Origin of the sequence: Pseudomonas sp. URMO17WK12:I7, assembly GCF_003269045.1 — a bacterium.
In the GTDB taxonomy this organism is placed as follows: Bacteria; Pseudomonadota; Gammaproteobacteria; order Pseudomonadales; family Pseudomonadaceae; genus Aquipseudomonas; species Aquipseudomonas putida_J.
In genome coordinates this window covers 164,460-180,254 of the sequence record NZ_QLTL01000010.1, presented here as the reverse complement: position 1 = coordinate 180,254, position 15,795 = coordinate 164,460, and the positions used below count along the sequence as shown (strand labels likewise).

Genomic DNA, 15,795 nt, shown 5'->3' with positions numbered 1-15,795 from the left:
CTGTCACAACCTCAAAGCTGGGCCACGATCGCGCGGTAATCCGCCGACAGCGTGGCCTGAAGAATCTCTTTCGGATAGTCGTCGGTGATCACGGCCTCGCCCAGCCGGCGCAGCAGCACCAGCCGCAGGCGGCCATCGAGCACCTTCTTGTCGACCGCCATATGCTCCATGAAATGCGCCGGGGTCATTTCCTGTGGTGGCACCACCGGCAAACCTGCGTCCTGCAGCAGGCGGATACCGCGATCACGCTCGGCCTGGTCAATCCAGCCCAGGCGCATGGACATTTCCAGGGCCATTACCGTGCCTGCGGCTACGGCTTCGCCGTGCAGCCACACGCCATAGCCCATGTGCGTTTCGATGGCATGCCCGAAGGTATGCCCAAGGTTCAGGGTTGCCCGTACGCCGGATTCGCGCTCATCGGCGCCGACCACCGCCGCCTTGGCCGCGCACGAGCGGCGGATGGCTTCGGTCAGGGCCGCAGGCTCCAGGGCGCGCAAGGCCTGCATGTTGGCGTCGAGCCAACCGAGGAACGGTTCGTCGCAGATCAGGCCGTACTTGATCACTTCGGCCAGGCCTGCCGAAAGCTCGCGCTCGGGAAGGGTCTTGAGGCTTGTGGTGTCGATCAGCACCGCGTTGGGCTGGTAGAACGCACCGACCATATTCTTGCCCAGCGGGTGGTTGATGCCCGTCTTGCCGCCCACCGAGGAGTCGACCTGGGACAACAGCGTGGTGGGTACCTGAATGAAATCGACACCACGCTGGTAACAGGCTGCGGCAAAGCCAGCCATGTCGCCGATCACCCCGCCGCCGAGGGCGACCACGGTAGTGCGGCGGTCATGCCGGGCGCCGAGCAGGCCGTCGAAGATCAGTTGCAGGGTCTGCCAGTTCTTGTGGGCCTCGCCATCCGGGAGGATCACCGGCAGAACCGAATAGGCACCGAGGGTCTTGCTCAGGCGTTCGAGGTACAGAGGCGCGACGGTTTCGTTGGAAACGATGGCAACCTGCCGCCCGGCGATGTGCGGCGCCAGCAGTTCAGGTTGGTCCAGCAGGCCTTCGCCAATGTAGATCGGGTAGCTGCGCTCGCCCAGGTCGACCTTTAGTGTCTGCATGTATCCCCACAATGTACTTGAGCGCGGCGCCGGCTGTGCGACCCGCGCGGTAACGTTGAACCTCGCCTCGGCGCTGGCCGAGAATAGTCCCGGCTTAGCGGGGCGGCAACTGCTGCAGGCGCTCGAGAATATCAAGCACCACCATGCGTGGTGGCCGTTCGTCGGTTTCCACCACCACGTCGGCGATCTCGCGATAAAGCGGGTCGCGCGCCTCCAGCAATGCGCGCAGAGTCGCTTCCGGGTTGGCGGTGCGCAGCAACGGGCGGTTGCGATCGCGCGCAGTACGCCCGACCTGCTGCTCCACCGAGGCGTGCAGGTAAATGACCCGGCCGCCCTCGTGCAGCGCCTGGCGATTTTCCGCGCGCATTACCGCACCGCCGCCGGTCGCCACGACCACGCCATCGAGCGCGCAGAGCTCGGCGATCATCGCCTGCTCGCGGTCACGGAAGCCCGGCTCGCCTTCTTTATCGAAGATCCACGGGATGTTGGCGCCGGTTCGCAGTTCGATTTCCTTGTCGGAATCCTTGAACAGCAGGCGCAGCTCTTTGGCCAACAGGCGCCCGATGGTGCTCTTTCCAGCGCCCATGGGCCCTACAAGTATCAAATTTCGCACAGAATCAACGACTCACAGCAATCGCCTGGTCACTCATGATACGCGGAGTCAGGAAGACCAGCAGCTCGGATTTTTTCTCTTGTAATGCATCGCGTCGAAACAGCCGCCCAACATACGGCAGATCGCCGAAAAATGGCACCTTGTCGACTACATTGTTTTGCGTGGTCGAATACACGCCGCCGATGACGATGGTCTCACCGTCCGTAACGCGGACCTTGGCATTGACCTCGTTCTTGCGAATCGGCGGCACGTCGTTCAGGGCATTGACGAAATCAGGTTCATCCTTGGTCACCTTGACCGTCATGATGACCTTGCCGTCCGGAGTGATCTGTGGCGTGACTTCCAGCGACAGCGAGGCCTCGCGAAAAGCCACAGAGGTAGCGCCACTCTTGCTGGTTTCCTGATATGGCACCTCGGTACCCTTCAGGATTCTGGCGGTTTCATTGTCAGCCGTGACCACTTTGGGCTGGGAGATGATTTCGCCGTTGCCGCTCTTCTCCATCGCACTGAGCTCCAGATCCAGCAACACGCCGCCGCGCAAAAGGCCTACACCGATGCTGGCACCACCCTGCTCCATGCCAAGGTCGACGAACACATCCTTGCCCAATTGCGGCGCCTCCCCATATAACTGCCGGCCCCAACGCACGCCCAGGCCTTTCTCGTAGTCGACATTGGCCTCCACGATGCGCGCCTCGATCTCCACCTGGCGTACCGGCACATCAAGTTGAGCAACCAGCTTGCGCAACTCGGCCAGGCGTTCTGCCGGCTGATGCGCCACCAAGGTGTTGGTGCGCGCATCGACGCTCAAGCTGCCACGACCGGTCAGAATTCCATCATCCGCCAGTGTTGCCAGCAGCAGCTCTGCAAGTTGGGAAGCGTTGGCGTGATGGATTGGCAGCAGCTCTCGTCGCAACGGCTGCAACTGCGCATCCAGCTCCTGCCCAATACGCGCGCCGCGGGATTGCTCGGCCAACTCGGCCGCAGGTGCCACCAGCAACACATTCCCCTCGTCGCGCCGCGCTAGCCCTTTGCTGAGAAGGACCAGCTCCAGCGCTTGATCCCAGGGGACTTCGTGCAGCCGCAAGGTGACATTGCCTTGCACCGTATCGCTGGCTACCAGGTTGACCCCGGCATAGTCCGCCAGCACCTGAAGCACTGAGCGCACTTCGACGTCCTGAAAATTCAGCGATATGGGTTCACCCCGATAGGGTGTTGCCATGCACCACTGACTGGGTATCAGGGCCACCGCCATCCACATCAACAGGCATTTCATAACCTTCCGTGATCTCCAGGTTCGCGCTCTTCCTGAGCGTCAGCATCACCGTGCGCTCGCGCCACACGCCCCCTACGAACAGTCGCTGGCGCACTTCCAGCTGCCGTTCGCCGACCTCTACAACAACCCCTCCTTCACGCCCCAGCCGGTCACCGGGGCGCGCGCGATACAAGCGCCCTGCCGACGCCAGCAACGCTTCGCGCTGCAGGCCCCGCTGCAAGCTGCCGACCATTTGCAGCTGTGCCAGCGGAACACTGACAAGCCCACCCTGAACGTCACGTGTCGCCCAGGCGGAAAAAGGATCAACACCCACTGGCAGCACCTCAGCACGGGCGGGTAAATCAGCCAGGGATACAGGTTCGGGCACAGCGCCGTCGGCTTGGTAGGCATGGACACGCAAGCCAAGGCGCAACAGCCCTGGCCGGTCATCGGCAGGCTCCAGCCACAACGCCTCTGCGCGTAACAGGCGAACCTGGCCCAGCCAATCGTCCAGCCACACTCGCAACCCCGAATAACGCCCGACTACCTGCACATCCAAGGGTGTCTGCCAGTAGCCGGGCTGCTTTACGTCATCTCGCACGTCCAATTGTTCGAAGTGCAGACCATGCGCATGCCCCGAGGCTGCCAACTGGTCCAGTAAATCGCTCATGCCAGCGCCGGCAGCAAGACGCCAGCGGGCATCCTGCAATAGCTGCTGCGCTTCATCGAATGCCTCACGCATTTGCGACAGCGCCAGCACTTCGGCAGCCTTGGTTGCGTGCTCCTGAAGCAAGTCGCTTTGCCTGGCATGTTCCGCGCGCTGGAGATGCGACCATTGCGGCAGGCGAAACAGGCAGCCAAGCCCAAATACGACGAGGCCTACGGCGCAGGGCAGCGTGAAGCGAAATAGCCGCGAGCGCTCGATGAGGGCCAGCCACACCTCATGCTGAAACAGATTCACGACCACAACGCCGACAGACGTGCCAGCAACAGAAACTCATCGCCACCCGGCAGGCTCTTGAGGCTTTTAAGTTCTAGATCGCGCACCACGCCAGAGCGCTCCAGTTCACGCATGAGCTGCGCCACGACGGCGCCGGAGGCGGCTACACCGACCAGGCGCAGTCGTGAGCATTCCAGTTCGAGCCTGCGCAGTTGAACGCCTTCCGGCAGGGCTCGTTCCAGGTCGGCGAACACGGCAGTCAGTAGCCCCTGCTCTGCGCGCAAGCCAGCCAACGCGGCGGCCTGCTTACGTACCGCGTCATAGGATTGCCTGATGCGATCATGCTCGTTCAGCTGCACCTCGAGCGCCTCGATTGCAGCCTGCTGACCATGGTTGGCAATGGCTTGCTGCCGAACGCGCTGGCGGGCCAGCTGGTCCATCAACAGCACCGCACACAGCGCCACGACAGCCGCCCCCAACAACGTCAGGCGCAAACGCCGGAGCACTGCCAGCCGTTGCCGCTCTCGCCACGGCATCAGATTCAGACGCAGCATCAGCGCACGCTCCCCATCGCCAGGGCGAAAGCCAAGGCCATATGCCCGTCGCTGCAATCCACACCGGCCACCGGCGGCAGTGACCGGCAGGGCAAGCCGAGTTGCTCACTCAGTCGACCGAGCAAGCCTTGCCCAGGCACCGAAGCCCCGACGACCAGCACTTCCTCCGGCCCCTTCCCTTCACCGAACAGATTGCCAGGCAAATCAGGTGCTACGCCAGGGAGCAACTCCCGCCGCAATGGCAGCGTCTCGTCAAGCCAGCCATGCAGTGTCGAACCGCCGGGTTCAATGCGCAGCAGCGCTGCTGTGCCTTTGCTTGGCATCAGCCGACGCAAGGCAATACTGTCGACCTCGACGACCTCCAGTTCCAGCCCTGCGGACTCGAAGGCTGCTGCCAGAGGCTGCAGCGCACTCTGACGACTGGCCGCGACCAGCACATCCAGGCTACCTGGCTGTTGCGGCGAGGCGCCCAGCACCTGGAAGTCCAACACCAGGTCTTCAAGGGGGAAGGGAAACAGCCGCTCCGCGTCCGCCAGCAGTTGTGCCTCCATCTGGCTCGGGGCTTGGCTGACCGGCAGCTGACACAGCTTGCAGATCACTTGCGAGGCTGGTAGCGCCACAGCTGCCCGGCGTTGCCGACTACCTGATTGCCGAAGAGCATCGCGCAAGGCACCTACGAACCACTCAGGGTCATGCCTGCCGTTGCCAGGCGCAAACGGCTCGCATGCATGAAACGCCCAGACAAGCGGCTCATAGCGCCCCCTGTGGCGACGCAACTGTGCAATACGAATGGAGTCAGAGGCAATTTCGACCCCCAACAGTGAACTGGCATCCTTGCCAAAACGTCCGAGCATCACGACTTCCTTGTTACAACCATGAACCGCCCCATTGCCGGGCCTGGACGGCCAGACGGTGCAGCGGGCCGCCTGGCCGGTCACCCGGCGAGGCGAAAAATGCTTATAATGCCCAGCGTTTTTTCGTCCGCCGGCCCCGTGCGCAATTCACCCCTCAATCTGGACACCGAAAAGCCTTGATACGCCTGCTGAAGTTCTTCTGGTGGTCTTTCGTCGCAGTCATCTGCGCGCTCGTACTCGGTGTGAGCGGTGCGTTTCTGTATCTTAGCCCCAACCTGCCATCGGTCGATTCGCTCAGAAGCATCCAGTTGCAGATCCCCCTGCGGGTGTATAGCAGCGACGGCAAACTGATTGCCGAGTTCGGCGAAATGCGCCGCTCGCCGATCCGCTTCGCGGAAATTCCGCCACAGTTCATTCAGGCGCTTCTGTCAGCCGAGGACGACAATTTCCTCAATCACTACGGGGTCGACCCAAGCAGCCTGATGCGTGCTGCGACCCAGCTGGTGAAAACCGGTCACATCCAGACCGGCGGCAGCACGATCACCATGCAGGTGGCGAAGAACTTCTTCCTCACCAGCGAGCGCAGCTTCTCGCGCAAGACCAACGAGATCCTGCTGGCCCTGCAGATCGAGCGCGAGCTGACCAAGGACGAGATCCTCGAGCTGTACGTCAACAAGATCTACCTGGGCAACCGTGCCTACGGTATCGATGCTGCCGCGCAGGTCTACTACGGCAAGTCGATCCGTGACGTGAGCCTGGCGCAGATGGCGATGATTGCCGGCCTGCCCAAGGCACCGTCGCGCTTCAACCCGCTGGCCAACCCGGTACGCGCCAAAGAGCGTCGCGACTGGATCCTGGGCCGGATGTACAAGCTCGGCAAGATCGACGAAGCGAGCTATCAGGCCGCCCTGGCCGAGCCGCTCAATGCCAGCTATCACGTGCCGACCCCTGAGGTGAACGCGCCTTACGTCGCCGAAATGGCCCGCGCCGAAATGGTTGGCCGTTATGGCAGTGATGCCTACACCGAAGGTTTCCGCGTCACCACCACCGTGCCAAGCGACATGCAGGAAATGGCCAACAAGGCCATTCTCAACGGCCTCACCGAATACGACGAGCGTCACGGTTATCGCGGCCCGGAAGCTCGCTTCCCAGGCAAGACCCACGCTGCCTGGCTGCAAGAGCTGAGCAAGCAGCGCAACCTTGGCGCACTCGAGCCGGCCATCGTCACCCAGATCGAGAAAGACGGCATCAAGGTGCTGACCCGTGATGGCAAGGAAGAACACGTTGCCTGGGACACCATGAAATGGGCACGCCCATTCATCAACACCAACTCCCAGGGCCGTGCGCCGCAGTCGCCTGCCGACGTTGCCCAGGTCGGTGACCTGGTTCGCCTGCAGCGCCTTGACGAGGGCAAGCTCAAGTTCAGCCAGGTACCCGGTGCACAGAGTGCGCTGGTAACCCTCGACCCCTACAACGGCGCCATCCGCGCCCTGGTTGGCGGCTTCTCGTTCGAGCAGAGCAACTACAACCGTGCCATGCAGGCCAAGCGCCAGCCAGGCTCGAGCTTCAAGCCGTTCATCTATAGCGCGGCACTGGACAGCGGCTACACCGCTTCCAGCCTGGTCAACGATGCGCCGATCGTGTTCGTCGACCAGTACCAGAACAACGAGTGGCGGCCGAAAAACGACACCAACACCTTCCTCGGCCCGATCCGCATGCGCGAGGCGCTGTACAAGTCGCGCAACCTTGTATCGATTCGCCTGCTGCAGGCCATGGGTGTGGACCGCACCATCGATTACATCAGCAAGTTCGGCTTCAACAAGCAGGACTTGCCACGCAACCTGTCCCTGGCCCTGGGCACCGCGACCCTGACCCCGATGGAAATCGCTACAGGCTGGAGCACCTTTGCCAACGGCGGTTACAAGGTCAACCCGTACCTGATTGACCGTATCGAAAGCCGCAATGGCGAGACGCTGTTCACCGCCAACCCGGCCCGCGTACCGCAAGGCGCCGAAGACCATGCCGGGCTGGCAGCACCGGAACAACCGATCAGCACTGCCGCCCTGCCGGGCGAGGCGCCTTCGGCCCTGGGCCAGATCGCCCCGCCACCGCAGACCCCGGCCATCGCCGAGCAGATCATCGATGGCCGCACCACCTACATCCTTACCAGCATGCTGCAGGACGTGATCAAACGCGGCACCGGCCGCCGGGCACTGGCCTTGGGCCGCGACGACCTGGCGGGCAAGACCGGTACCACCAACGAGTCCAAGGACGCTTGGTTCTCCGGCTACAACGCCGATTACGTGACTACCGTGTGGGTCGGCTTTGACCAGCCGGAAAGCCTGGGCCGTCGTGAATACGGTGGTACTGCGGCGCTGCCGATCTGGATGAACTTCATGGGCGCGGCATTGAAGGGCAAGCCGAGCCATGCACCGGCCGAGCCGGAAGGCATCCTCAGCCTGCGGGTCGACCCTGTCAGCGGCCGCGCAGCCTCGCCCAGCACACCGAACGCCTACTTCGAGTTGTTCAAGGCCGAAGACTCGCCGCCGTCGGTCGATGAGCTGGGTAACGGCGCAGCGCCTGGCAGCCCGCTGCCAGCGGATGAAGCGGCGCCGATGGATCTGTTCTGAAGCGGAGCGCCTGGATCAAGTTTTGTGTGGGCGCGTAAATCGAGCGCCGCCCGTGCGGCGCATCGCGGATGAATCCGCTCCTACATTTGTGGCAACGTGGCCATGCCTGTCAGGCCATGGTTGTCAGCCTTGTTTGTAGGGCTCAAGCCATGCGCCAAGGCAGGCGACCATGGCGTAACACGTTCGGCACGTTGCCACAAATGCAGGAGCAGATTCATCCGCGATGCGCCGCACGTGCGGCGCTCGATCTCACAGGCGCTGACACTCTCTCGGCAAACAAAAAGCCCCGGTTCATATGAGCCGGGGCTTTTTTGTGTCGCTTACGGCAGTGATCAGCCGTTGAACACTTCATCCACGCTGTTCAGCGGGTAGTGCTTCGGATACGGCAGGGTAGCCACGCCGGATTCGATGGCAGCTTTGGCCACAGCGTCGGAAACGACGGTGATCAGACGCGCGTCCAGCGGCTTCGGAATGATGTACTCGCGACCGAACTCCAGGCCTTCAACGCCGTACGCTTCGCAGACTTCCTTAGGTACCGGCAGCTTGGCCAGGTCTTTCAGGGCGATGGCAGCAGCGATCTTCATTTCTTCGTTGATGCGCTTGGCGCGAACGTCCAGGGCACCACGGAAGATGAACGGGAAGCCCAGCACGTTGTTGACCTGGTTCGGGTAGTCGGAACGACCGGTAGCCATGATCACGTCGCTGCGAGTGGCGTGAGCCAGCTCTGGGGAAATTTCCGGGTCCGGGTTCGAGCAGGCGAACACGATCGGGTTGGCAGCCATCGACTTCAAGCCTTCCGGGCTCAGCAGGTTCGGGCCGGACAGGCCTACGAACACGTCAGCACCGTCCAGGGCATCGGCCAGGCTGCGCTTGTCGGTGGCGTGGGCGAACTGGGCCTTGTACTGGTTCAGGTCGTCGCGACCCGCGTGGATCACGCCACTGCGGTCGATCATGAAGATGTTTTCGACCTTGGCGCCCATGCTGACCAGCAGCTTCATGCAGGAAATGGCGGCAGCACCGGCACCCAGACAGACGATCTTGGCGTCTTCCAGCTTCTTGCCGGCGATTTCCAGGGCGTTGATCATGCCGGCCGCGGTAACGATCGCGGTGCCGTGCTGGTCATCGTGGAACACTGGAATGTCGCACTGCTCGATCAGGGTGCGTTCGATTTCGAAGCACTCTGGTGCCTTGATGTCTTCGAGGTTGATGCCACCGAAGGTGATCGAGATGCGGCGAACGGTGTCGATGAAAGCCTGCGGGCTCTCGGACTCGACTTCAATGTCGAACACGTCGATACCGGCGAAACGCTTGAACAGAACGCCCTTGCCTTCCATCACTGGCTTGGAAGCCAGTGGGCCGAGGTCACCCAGACCGAGGATGGCGGTGCCATCGGAAATTACCGCGACCAGGTTGCCCTTGCCGGTGTATTTGTAGGCCAGCTCTGGATCACGGCCGATTTCGCGCACGGGTTCAGCAACGCCTGGGCTGTAGGCCAGGGCGAGATCGCGGGCGGTGGCGGTGGGCTTGGAGAGCTCGACGCTCAGTTTCCCCGGACGAGGTTGAGCGTGGTATTCGAGAGCGGCGGTTTTCAGGTCTGACATGGTGGGCATTCCGCTATTTACTGTTCTGACGGACCGCCGAGGATACGCAAAGAGCCGGGGAGCCACAAGACTGGTCAGTCACTTGTGTCAAGGCCTTTGGCCTACGACTTTAAGCTATCACGCACGGGGGCATTCGGCTCACAGTGTGTACAATCCAATAGCAAACTGTCTACATCTTTCGGCCTGAAGTGCGCTCTAGCATGCCCGGATAGGTCAAAGGCAACACCCAGCGTCGCTGCCCCGGTTTGAGGCCACCCTTGCGGGAACGGTCCAGCACCCAACCGCGCGCCTCGACCTGGCGTCCCTTGAGGTTAGCGAAGAAGCCTTGAGGGAAGTTGCGTTGCAGACGAGCGGGAATCTGCAGCACCACGGTGTCGTCCAGTTCGAGCCAGATACCACCACGATTGCGCTCGATGCTTCGAACGGTGCCTGCGACAACAGCGAAGCCCGATTGCTTTACATCTGCGGCCTTGCGCACCGGCGAACTGCGCCACAGGCCTACCCGCGCTTCGCGCGCCACCCGCTCGGCCGCTTGCTGGCAACTCGCCAGGCGCACATTGGGAGCGATCGCTATGCGAAAGCCAAGCCCTTCGCTGAGCAGCTGCGCTTCAAGATTGTTGCCATTGCGACCATAGATGTGCGCCAGGGTACGGCCGTACTTGTCTTTGCCCTCGACCCCTGGCACCAGCCCGACACGCCCGTCGCTAGCCCTGACCAATGCCTGCAGGCGCCGCTTGGCGGCCTCGGCATAAGGTTCACTGGTACGCCCCTTGCGCCCGATCTCAGGGGCATTGATGCCGATCATGCGCACGCTGCGACCATCGGTCAGGCGCAGCGTGTCGCCATCCACCACCTGGCGCACCGCCACTTGCTGCGGCTTCTCCGGCAGCGGGCAGAACGCCATGGCAGGGAGCTGCCAGATTGCGCCCACAAAAAAGGCGCCCACAAGGGGCGCCTTTTTCAGCAACAATGCGAAGCCCGAAGGATTCGCCATGCGCATGATTACTTCTTGGTACCGAACATACCGAAGCGATCGGCGAACTTCTGTACGCGACCACCGGTGTCCAGGACTTTCTGCTTACCGGTGTAGAACGGGTGGCACAGGTTGCAAACGTCGATCGCCAGGGTGTTGCCCAGGGTCGAACGAGTTTCGAACTTGTTACCGCAGCTGCAGGTGACTGCAACTACTTCGTAGTTCGGGTGGATACCTTCTTTCATGGTCACTTCCTCGAGCTGCGTGCCGCCACCCAACACCTATTGTTGAATACCGCACGTAATTAGGCGGCGAATAATACCAGAGCACCGCGCCAACGCAAGTTGTCGCTTGCACCGACCGTCGTCTGCTAGGCTCGCCAGTCTTTGAAACGCCCTCCGAGACTTGCCGCGTGTCCGACGTCATCCTGCGCCTTGCCCTGCCCTCCCCGTTGCGCCGCCTGTTCGATTACAAGGCGCCAGCGAGCATGGCACGCCAGGTGCTGACCCCAGGCATGCGCATCCGCGTACCGTTCGGGCGCCGCGAAATGATCGGCGTGCTGGTGGAAGTGTGTGAGCAGAGCGAAGTTCCCGCCGACAAGCTCAAGCCCGCCAGCGCCCTGCTCGACCCGGTTTCGCCGATTCCACCAGCGCTGTTCAAGCTGTGCCTGTGGACGGCCCAGTACTATCAGCACAGCCTCGGTGACACCCTGAGCTGGGCGTTACCCACCCTGCTGCGCCAGGGTGAACCTGCCGAAATGCGCCAGGAGCGCTTCTGGCACGCGGCCCCCGGCGCACGCCTGGAGGACCCCCGCATCGCCCGCGCCCCGCGCCAGCGCGATGCCCTCAAGACCCTGGCCCAACACCCGCATGGCGTTGCGCACAGCCTGCTGAGCAAGCTCAACCTGAACAAGGACAGCCTCGACCTGTTGCTGGCCAAGGAGCTGGTACAGCTGGAAGTACGCCGCCACCTGCCGGCGCTTCGCCATGAACACTGGCTGGCGCAGCCGGAACTGCCCCTCAATGAAGAACAACGCGATGCCTTCGACGCCGTGCGCGAGGGCTTTGACGGCTTCGGCGCCTTCCTGCTGGCCGGCGTCACCGGCAGCGGCAAGACCGAGGTGTACCTGCAGCTGATCCGCGAAACCCTGGAAGCCGGTAAGCAAGCGCTGGTACTGATCCCCGAGATCAACCTAGGCCCGCAGACCCTGGCGCGTTTCGAGCAGCGCTTCAACGCCCGCATCGCCCTGCTGCACTCGGCCGTGAACGACCGTGAGCGCCTTGATGCCTGGCTGGCCGCCCGCGACGGCGAAGCCGACATCATCATCGGTACACGTTCGGCGCTGTTCACCCCGATGAAGAACCCTGGCCTGATCATCATCGACGAAGAACACGACGGTTCTTATAAGCAACAGGAAGGCCTGCGCTACCACGCCCGCGACCTGGCGCTGGTGCGCGCTCACCAGGAAAACATCCCGATCCTGCTTGGTTCCGCCACCCCGTCGCTGGAAACCCTGCACAACGCGCTCACCGGTCGCTATCGCCTGCTGCGCATGAACCAGCGCGCTGGCGGAGCCCGCCCACCGCGCATGCTGCGCCTGGATGTGAAAAGCCTGCCGCTGGACAGCGGCATCAGCGGCCCGTTGCAGCAGGCCATCCGCCAGACCCTGGAGGCTGGCCAGCAAGTCCTGGTGTTCCTCAATCGCCGCGGCTTCGCCCCAACCTTGCTGTGCCATGACTGTGGCTGGCTGTCCGAGTGCCCGCGCTGCGATGCCCGCATGACCGTGCACCAGCGCTCTGGCGTGCTGCGCTGCCACCACTGCGGCTACGACGAGCGCCTGCCGCACCAGTGCCCGAAGTGCAACCACGTCGACCTGCGGCCCGTTGGCGCCGGCACCGAACGCGCCGAAGAGCGCCTGAAAGTCCTGTTCCCGGATTACCCGATCCTGCGCGTGGACCGCGACAGCACGGCGCGCAAGGACGCCATGCACAACTTGCTCAGCACCATCCAGCGCGGCCAGCCAAGCATCCTGGTCGGCACCCAGATGCTGGCCAAGGGGCACCATTTCCCGCGGGTAACCCTGGTCGCCATCCTCGATGCCGATGGCGGGCTGTTCTCCGGAGACTTTCGCGCCAGCGAGCGCATGGCCCAGCTGATCGTCCAGGTCGCAGGCCGGGCTGGGCGCGCCGAAGAGCCTGGCAAAGTGATCATTCAGACACACCTGGCCGACCACCCGCTGCTGGTGCAACTGACCGAACAAGGTTATTTCGCCTTCGCCGAGCAGGCCTTGGACGAACGCCGCAATGCCGGGCTGCCACCGTTCTCCCACCTTGCCCTGCTGCGCGCCGAAGCGCACAAGCCCGGCCAGGCCGAGGGTTTCCTTGACGAAGCCTGCGCCGCCGCCGAGCGACTGGTCGCCGAACAACGGCTGCCCGGCATCGAACTGCTCGGGCCAGTGCCTGCGCCCATGGAGCGGCGCGCTGGGCGTTTCAGAGCACAATTGTTGATTCAGGCCAATACCCGGGCCCCCTTGCATCGACTGATCAGCGCCTGGTTGCTAGTGTTGGAGCAACTGCCGAGCGGGCGCCAGGTACGCTGGTCGCTGGATGTCGACCCGGTCGATCTCTATTGAGCGACAAGCCATTAGCTGCAAGCCACAAGCAATCACAGGCGGCGTGTGGCCGGTTTTTCTTGTCGCTTGCAGCCTGTAGCTTGCAGCTCAAAGGTTGGCAACCCGCCCCCGGCAACGGATAATGCCCAGTTTTTCCACCTGCGCATCCAGGCGCTCCACCGCGCTTGCGGTCGAAAAGAGATCCCCATGAAAGACACCATTCGCCAGCTGATCCAGCAAGCCCTCACCCAACTCGTCACCGACGGTGTGCTGCCTGAAGGGCTCTCGCCGGCGATCCAGGTGGAAAACGCCCGGGACAAGACCCACGGCGACTTCGCCAGCAACATCGCCATGATGCTGGCCAAGCCGGCCGGCATGAAGCCGCGCGACCTGGCCGAAAAAGTGATCAACGCCCTGCCGGCCAGCGCCGACATCAGTAAGGTCGAGATCGCCGGCCCAGGCTTCCTGAACTTCTTCCAGAACACCGACGCCCTGGCCAAGCGCCTGGACGCCGCGCTTGCCGACGATCACCTCGGTGCGCGCAAGGCAGGCCCTGCGCAGAAGGTGGTGATCGACATGTCGGCACCCAACCTGGCCAAGGAGATGCACGTCGGCCACCTGCGCTCGACCATCATTGGTGACAGCGTCGCGCGCGTGCTGGAGTTCCTCGGTGACAACGTCATACGCCAGAACCACGTCGGCGACTGGGGCACCCAGTTCGGCATGCTGATGGCCTACCTGCAGGAAAACCCGATCACCAGCGACGAGCTGTCGGACCTGGAGAACTTCTACCGCGCAGCGAAGAAGCGCTTTGACGAATCTGAAGAGTTTGCCACCCGCGCCCGCGGCCTGGTGGTCAAGCTGCAGGCCGGCGACCCTGAGTGCCTGGCCCTGTGGACACGCTTCAAGGACATCTCGCTGTCGCACTGCCAGAAGACCTACGAGCTGCTCAACGTCAAGCTGACCATGGCCGACGTGATGGGCGAAAGCGCCTACAACGCTGACCTGGCCAACGTGGTCGCCGACCTCAAGGCCAAGGGCCTGCTGGTCGAGGACCAAGGCGCCCAGTGTGTATTCCTCGAAGAATTCAAGAACAGCGAAGGCGAGCCACTGCCGGTGATCGTGCAGAAGGCTGACGGCGGCTACCTGTACGCCACCACCGACCTGGCCGCCGTGCGCTACCGCAGCAACGTGCTCAAGGCCGACCGCGCCCTGTATTTCGTCGACCAGCGCCAGGCCCTGCACTTCAACCAGGTGTTCGAAGTGGCCCGCCGCGCCGGCTTCGTCGGCCACCCGATGCAAATGGAGCACATGGGCTTCGGCACCATGAACGGCGCCGACGGCCGCCCGTTCAAGACCCGCGACGGTGGCACCGTCAAGCTGATCGACCTGCTCACCGAGGCCAAGGAGCGCGCCTACGCGCTGGTCAAGGAAAAGAACACGGAATTTACCGAAGACGAGCTGCGTCACATCGGTGAAGTGGTGGGCATCGGCGCGGTGAAATACGCCGACCTGTCCAAGCACCGCACCAGCGACTACAGCTTCAACTTCGAGCTGATGCTCAACTTCGAAGGCAACACCGCGCCGTACCTGCTGTACGCCTACACCCGCGTGGCCGGTGTGTTCCGCAAGCTGGGCAAAGGCTTCGACGAAGTCGACGGCGCCATCGTGCTGCAGGCCCCTCAGGAACAGGACCTGGCCGCGTCCCTGGCCCAGTTCGGCGAAATCCTCAACAACGTCGCCGACAAGGGTACCCCGCACGTACTGTGCAGCTACCTGTACGACCTGGCCGGCCTGTTCTCGAGCTTCTACGTGAACTGCCCGATCCTCGCTGCCGACACCCCCGAGCAACAGCAGAGCCGCCTGCGCCTGGCCGCCCTGACCGGTCGCACCCTCAAACAAGGTCTGGAGCTGCTCGGCCTGGAAACCCTGGAGCGCATGTAAGTTGGCTGCCAAGAAAAAACCAGCGCCCAAACGCGGTGCCAGCCGTCAGACGGCGCCAGCCAAGCAGCCGATCCCCGGCTGGGTATGGCTGGCAGTCGGCCTGACGGTCGGTGCATTCATCGTCTTCCTGATGAAGCTCGAACCCGGCGGCGGTGACATCAAGCGCACCAAGCCCGAACAGCAGAAGCCGGAGAAATTGGCCGAGGCCAGCAAGTCGACCACGACTGCGACGCCACAGCAGCCGGTGAAACCGAAGTACGACTTCTACACGCTGCTGCCCGAGTCTGAGGTAATCGTGCCGCCTGAGGCCGTGCCGGAGAAGACCCCACCAGTACCGGCACAGCCCGTGACCCCAGTCACACCGGCAGAAGCTGCGAAGATCGATACTGCACGCGCCCAGGCCGCGCTGCTGGGGCAAACGCCGCCACCTGCACCACCGGTGATCAAGCCGGCGGCGACCACGCAGTACTTCCTGCAGGCCGGTTCGTTCCGCAAGCAGGCCGACGCAGACAAGGTACGCGCGCAGATCATCCTGCTCGGCCAGGCGGTCAAGGTCGAGTCGGGTACCGTCAAGGAAGAAACCTGGTACCGCGTGCTGGTCGGGCCGTTCAGCAACCGTGAACAGCTGACCGGGGCGCAGAAGCAGTTGGCAGGGGCGGGCTTCAGCAACCTGCTGCTGCAGCAGCGGCAGACCCGCCAGTAACGAAAAAGGCC

The 15,795-nt window shown here is 63.1% G+C and carries 13 protein-coding genes; 4 read left to right on the top strand and 9 right to left on the bottom strand.

The features are described 5' to 3' along the window. Positions 1-11: 11 nt before the first annotated feature. From aroB to pilM, 6 genes are all read right to left on the bottom strand, one after another. Positions 12-1,109 (bottom strand): 3-dehydroquinate synthase, encoded by a 1,098-nt coding sequence (aroB, locus tag H040_RS15700; protein ID WP_027920999.1) that lies wholly within the window; start codon positions 1,107-1,109, stop codon positions 12-14. Between the two features lie 94 nt (positions 1,110-1,203). Further along, the gene (gene aroK / locus H040_RS15695; RefSeq protein WP_027920998.1) at positions 1,204-1,722 is read right to left on the bottom strand and encodes a shikimate kinase AroK; all 519 of its coding nucleotides are present in this window, start codon (positions 1,720-1,722) and stop codon (positions 1,204-1,206) included. 4 nt (positions 1,723-1,726) lie between these two features. Next, positions 1,727-2,995, bottom strand: coding sequence for a type IV pilus secretin PilQ (locus H040_RS15690; protein ID WP_081784350.1), 1,269 nt, complete (start codon positions 2,993-2,995; stop codon positions 1,727-1,729). Continuing rightward, positions 2,919-3,935 carry a pilus assembly protein PilP gene (locus tag H040_RS15685; protein ID WP_081784353.1) on the bottom strand — a complete coding sequence of 339 codons (1,017 nt, stop codon included), beginning with the start codon at positions 3,933-3,935 and terminating at the stop codon, positions 2,919-2,921. Before H040_RS15685 ends, H040_RS15690 begins: the two co-directional genes overlap by 77 nt. Further along, complete coding sequence (locus tag H040_RS15680) at positions 3,932-4,468, bottom strand: PilN domain-containing protein (RefSeq protein WP_027920995.1); 537 nt, start codon at positions 4,466-4,468, stop codon at positions 3,932-3,934. The genes H040_RS15685 and H040_RS15680 overlap by 4 nt, the downstream gene beginning before the upstream one ends. Continuing rightward, the gene (gene pilM / locus H040_RS15675) at positions 4,468-5,322 is read right to left on the bottom strand and encodes a type IV pilus biogenesis protein PilM (RefSeq protein ID WP_027920994.1); all 855 of its coding nucleotides are present in this window, start codon (positions 5,320-5,322) and stop codon (positions 4,468-4,470) included. Before pilM ends, H040_RS15680 begins: the two co-directional genes overlap by 1 nt. 176 nt (positions 5,323-5,498) lie before the next feature. Between pilM and H040_RS15670 the strand changes: the two genes are divergently transcribed. Then, positions 5,499-7,952, top strand: coding sequence for a penicillin-binding protein 1A (locus tag H040_RS15670; protein ID WP_027920993.1), 2,454 nt, complete (start codon positions 5,499-5,501; stop codon positions 7,950-7,952). 332 nt (positions 7,953-8,284) lie between these two features. Here H040_RS15670 and H040_RS15665 read toward each other — a convergent pair whose 3' ends face one another. From H040_RS15665 to rpmE, 3 genes are all read right to left on the bottom strand, one after another. Further along, complete coding sequence (locus tag H040_RS15665) at positions 8,285-9,553, bottom strand: malic enzyme-like NAD(P)-binding protein (protein WP_027920992.1); 1,269 nt, start codon at positions 9,551-9,553, stop codon at positions 8,285-8,287. A 169-nt stretch (positions 9,554-9,722) separates the two neighbouring features. Beyond that, a complete protein-coding gene (locus tag H040_RS15660; protein ID WP_027920991.1) occupies positions 9,723-10,553 on the bottom strand; it encodes a thermonuclease family protein in 831 nt (276 codons plus the stop codon). 2 nt (positions 10,554-10,555) lie between these two features. Continuing rightward, a complete protein-coding gene (gene rpmE, locus H040_RS15655) occupies positions 10,556-10,771 on the bottom strand; it encodes a 50S ribosomal protein L31 (protein ID WP_027920990.1) in 216 nt (71 codons plus the stop codon). A 167-nt stretch (positions 10,772-10,938) separates the two neighbouring features. On the opposite strand from rpmE, the gene H040_RS15650 reads away from it, so the two are divergent. The 3 genes from H040_RS15650 (at position 10,939) to H040_RS15640 (ending at position 15,784) form a co-directional block, all read left to right on the top strand. Beyond that, positions 10,939-13,158, top strand: a complete 2,220-nt coding sequence (locus H040_RS15650) for a primosomal protein N' (protein ID WP_027920989.1) — start codon at positions 10,939-10,941, stop codon at positions 13,156-13,158. 186 nt (positions 13,159-13,344) lie between these two features. Continuing rightward, entirely contained in the window at positions 13,345-15,081 is a 1,737-nt protein-coding gene (argS, locus tag H040_RS15645) for an arginine--tRNA ligase (RefSeq protein ID WP_027920988.1), read from the top strand. A gap of 1 nt (position 15,082) precedes the next feature. Then, positions 15,083-15,784, top strand: coding sequence for an SPOR domain-containing protein (locus tag H040_RS15640; protein ID WP_027920987.1), 702 nt, complete (start codon positions 15,083-15,085; stop codon positions 15,782-15,784). Positions 15,785-15,795 lie beyond the last annotated feature (11 nt).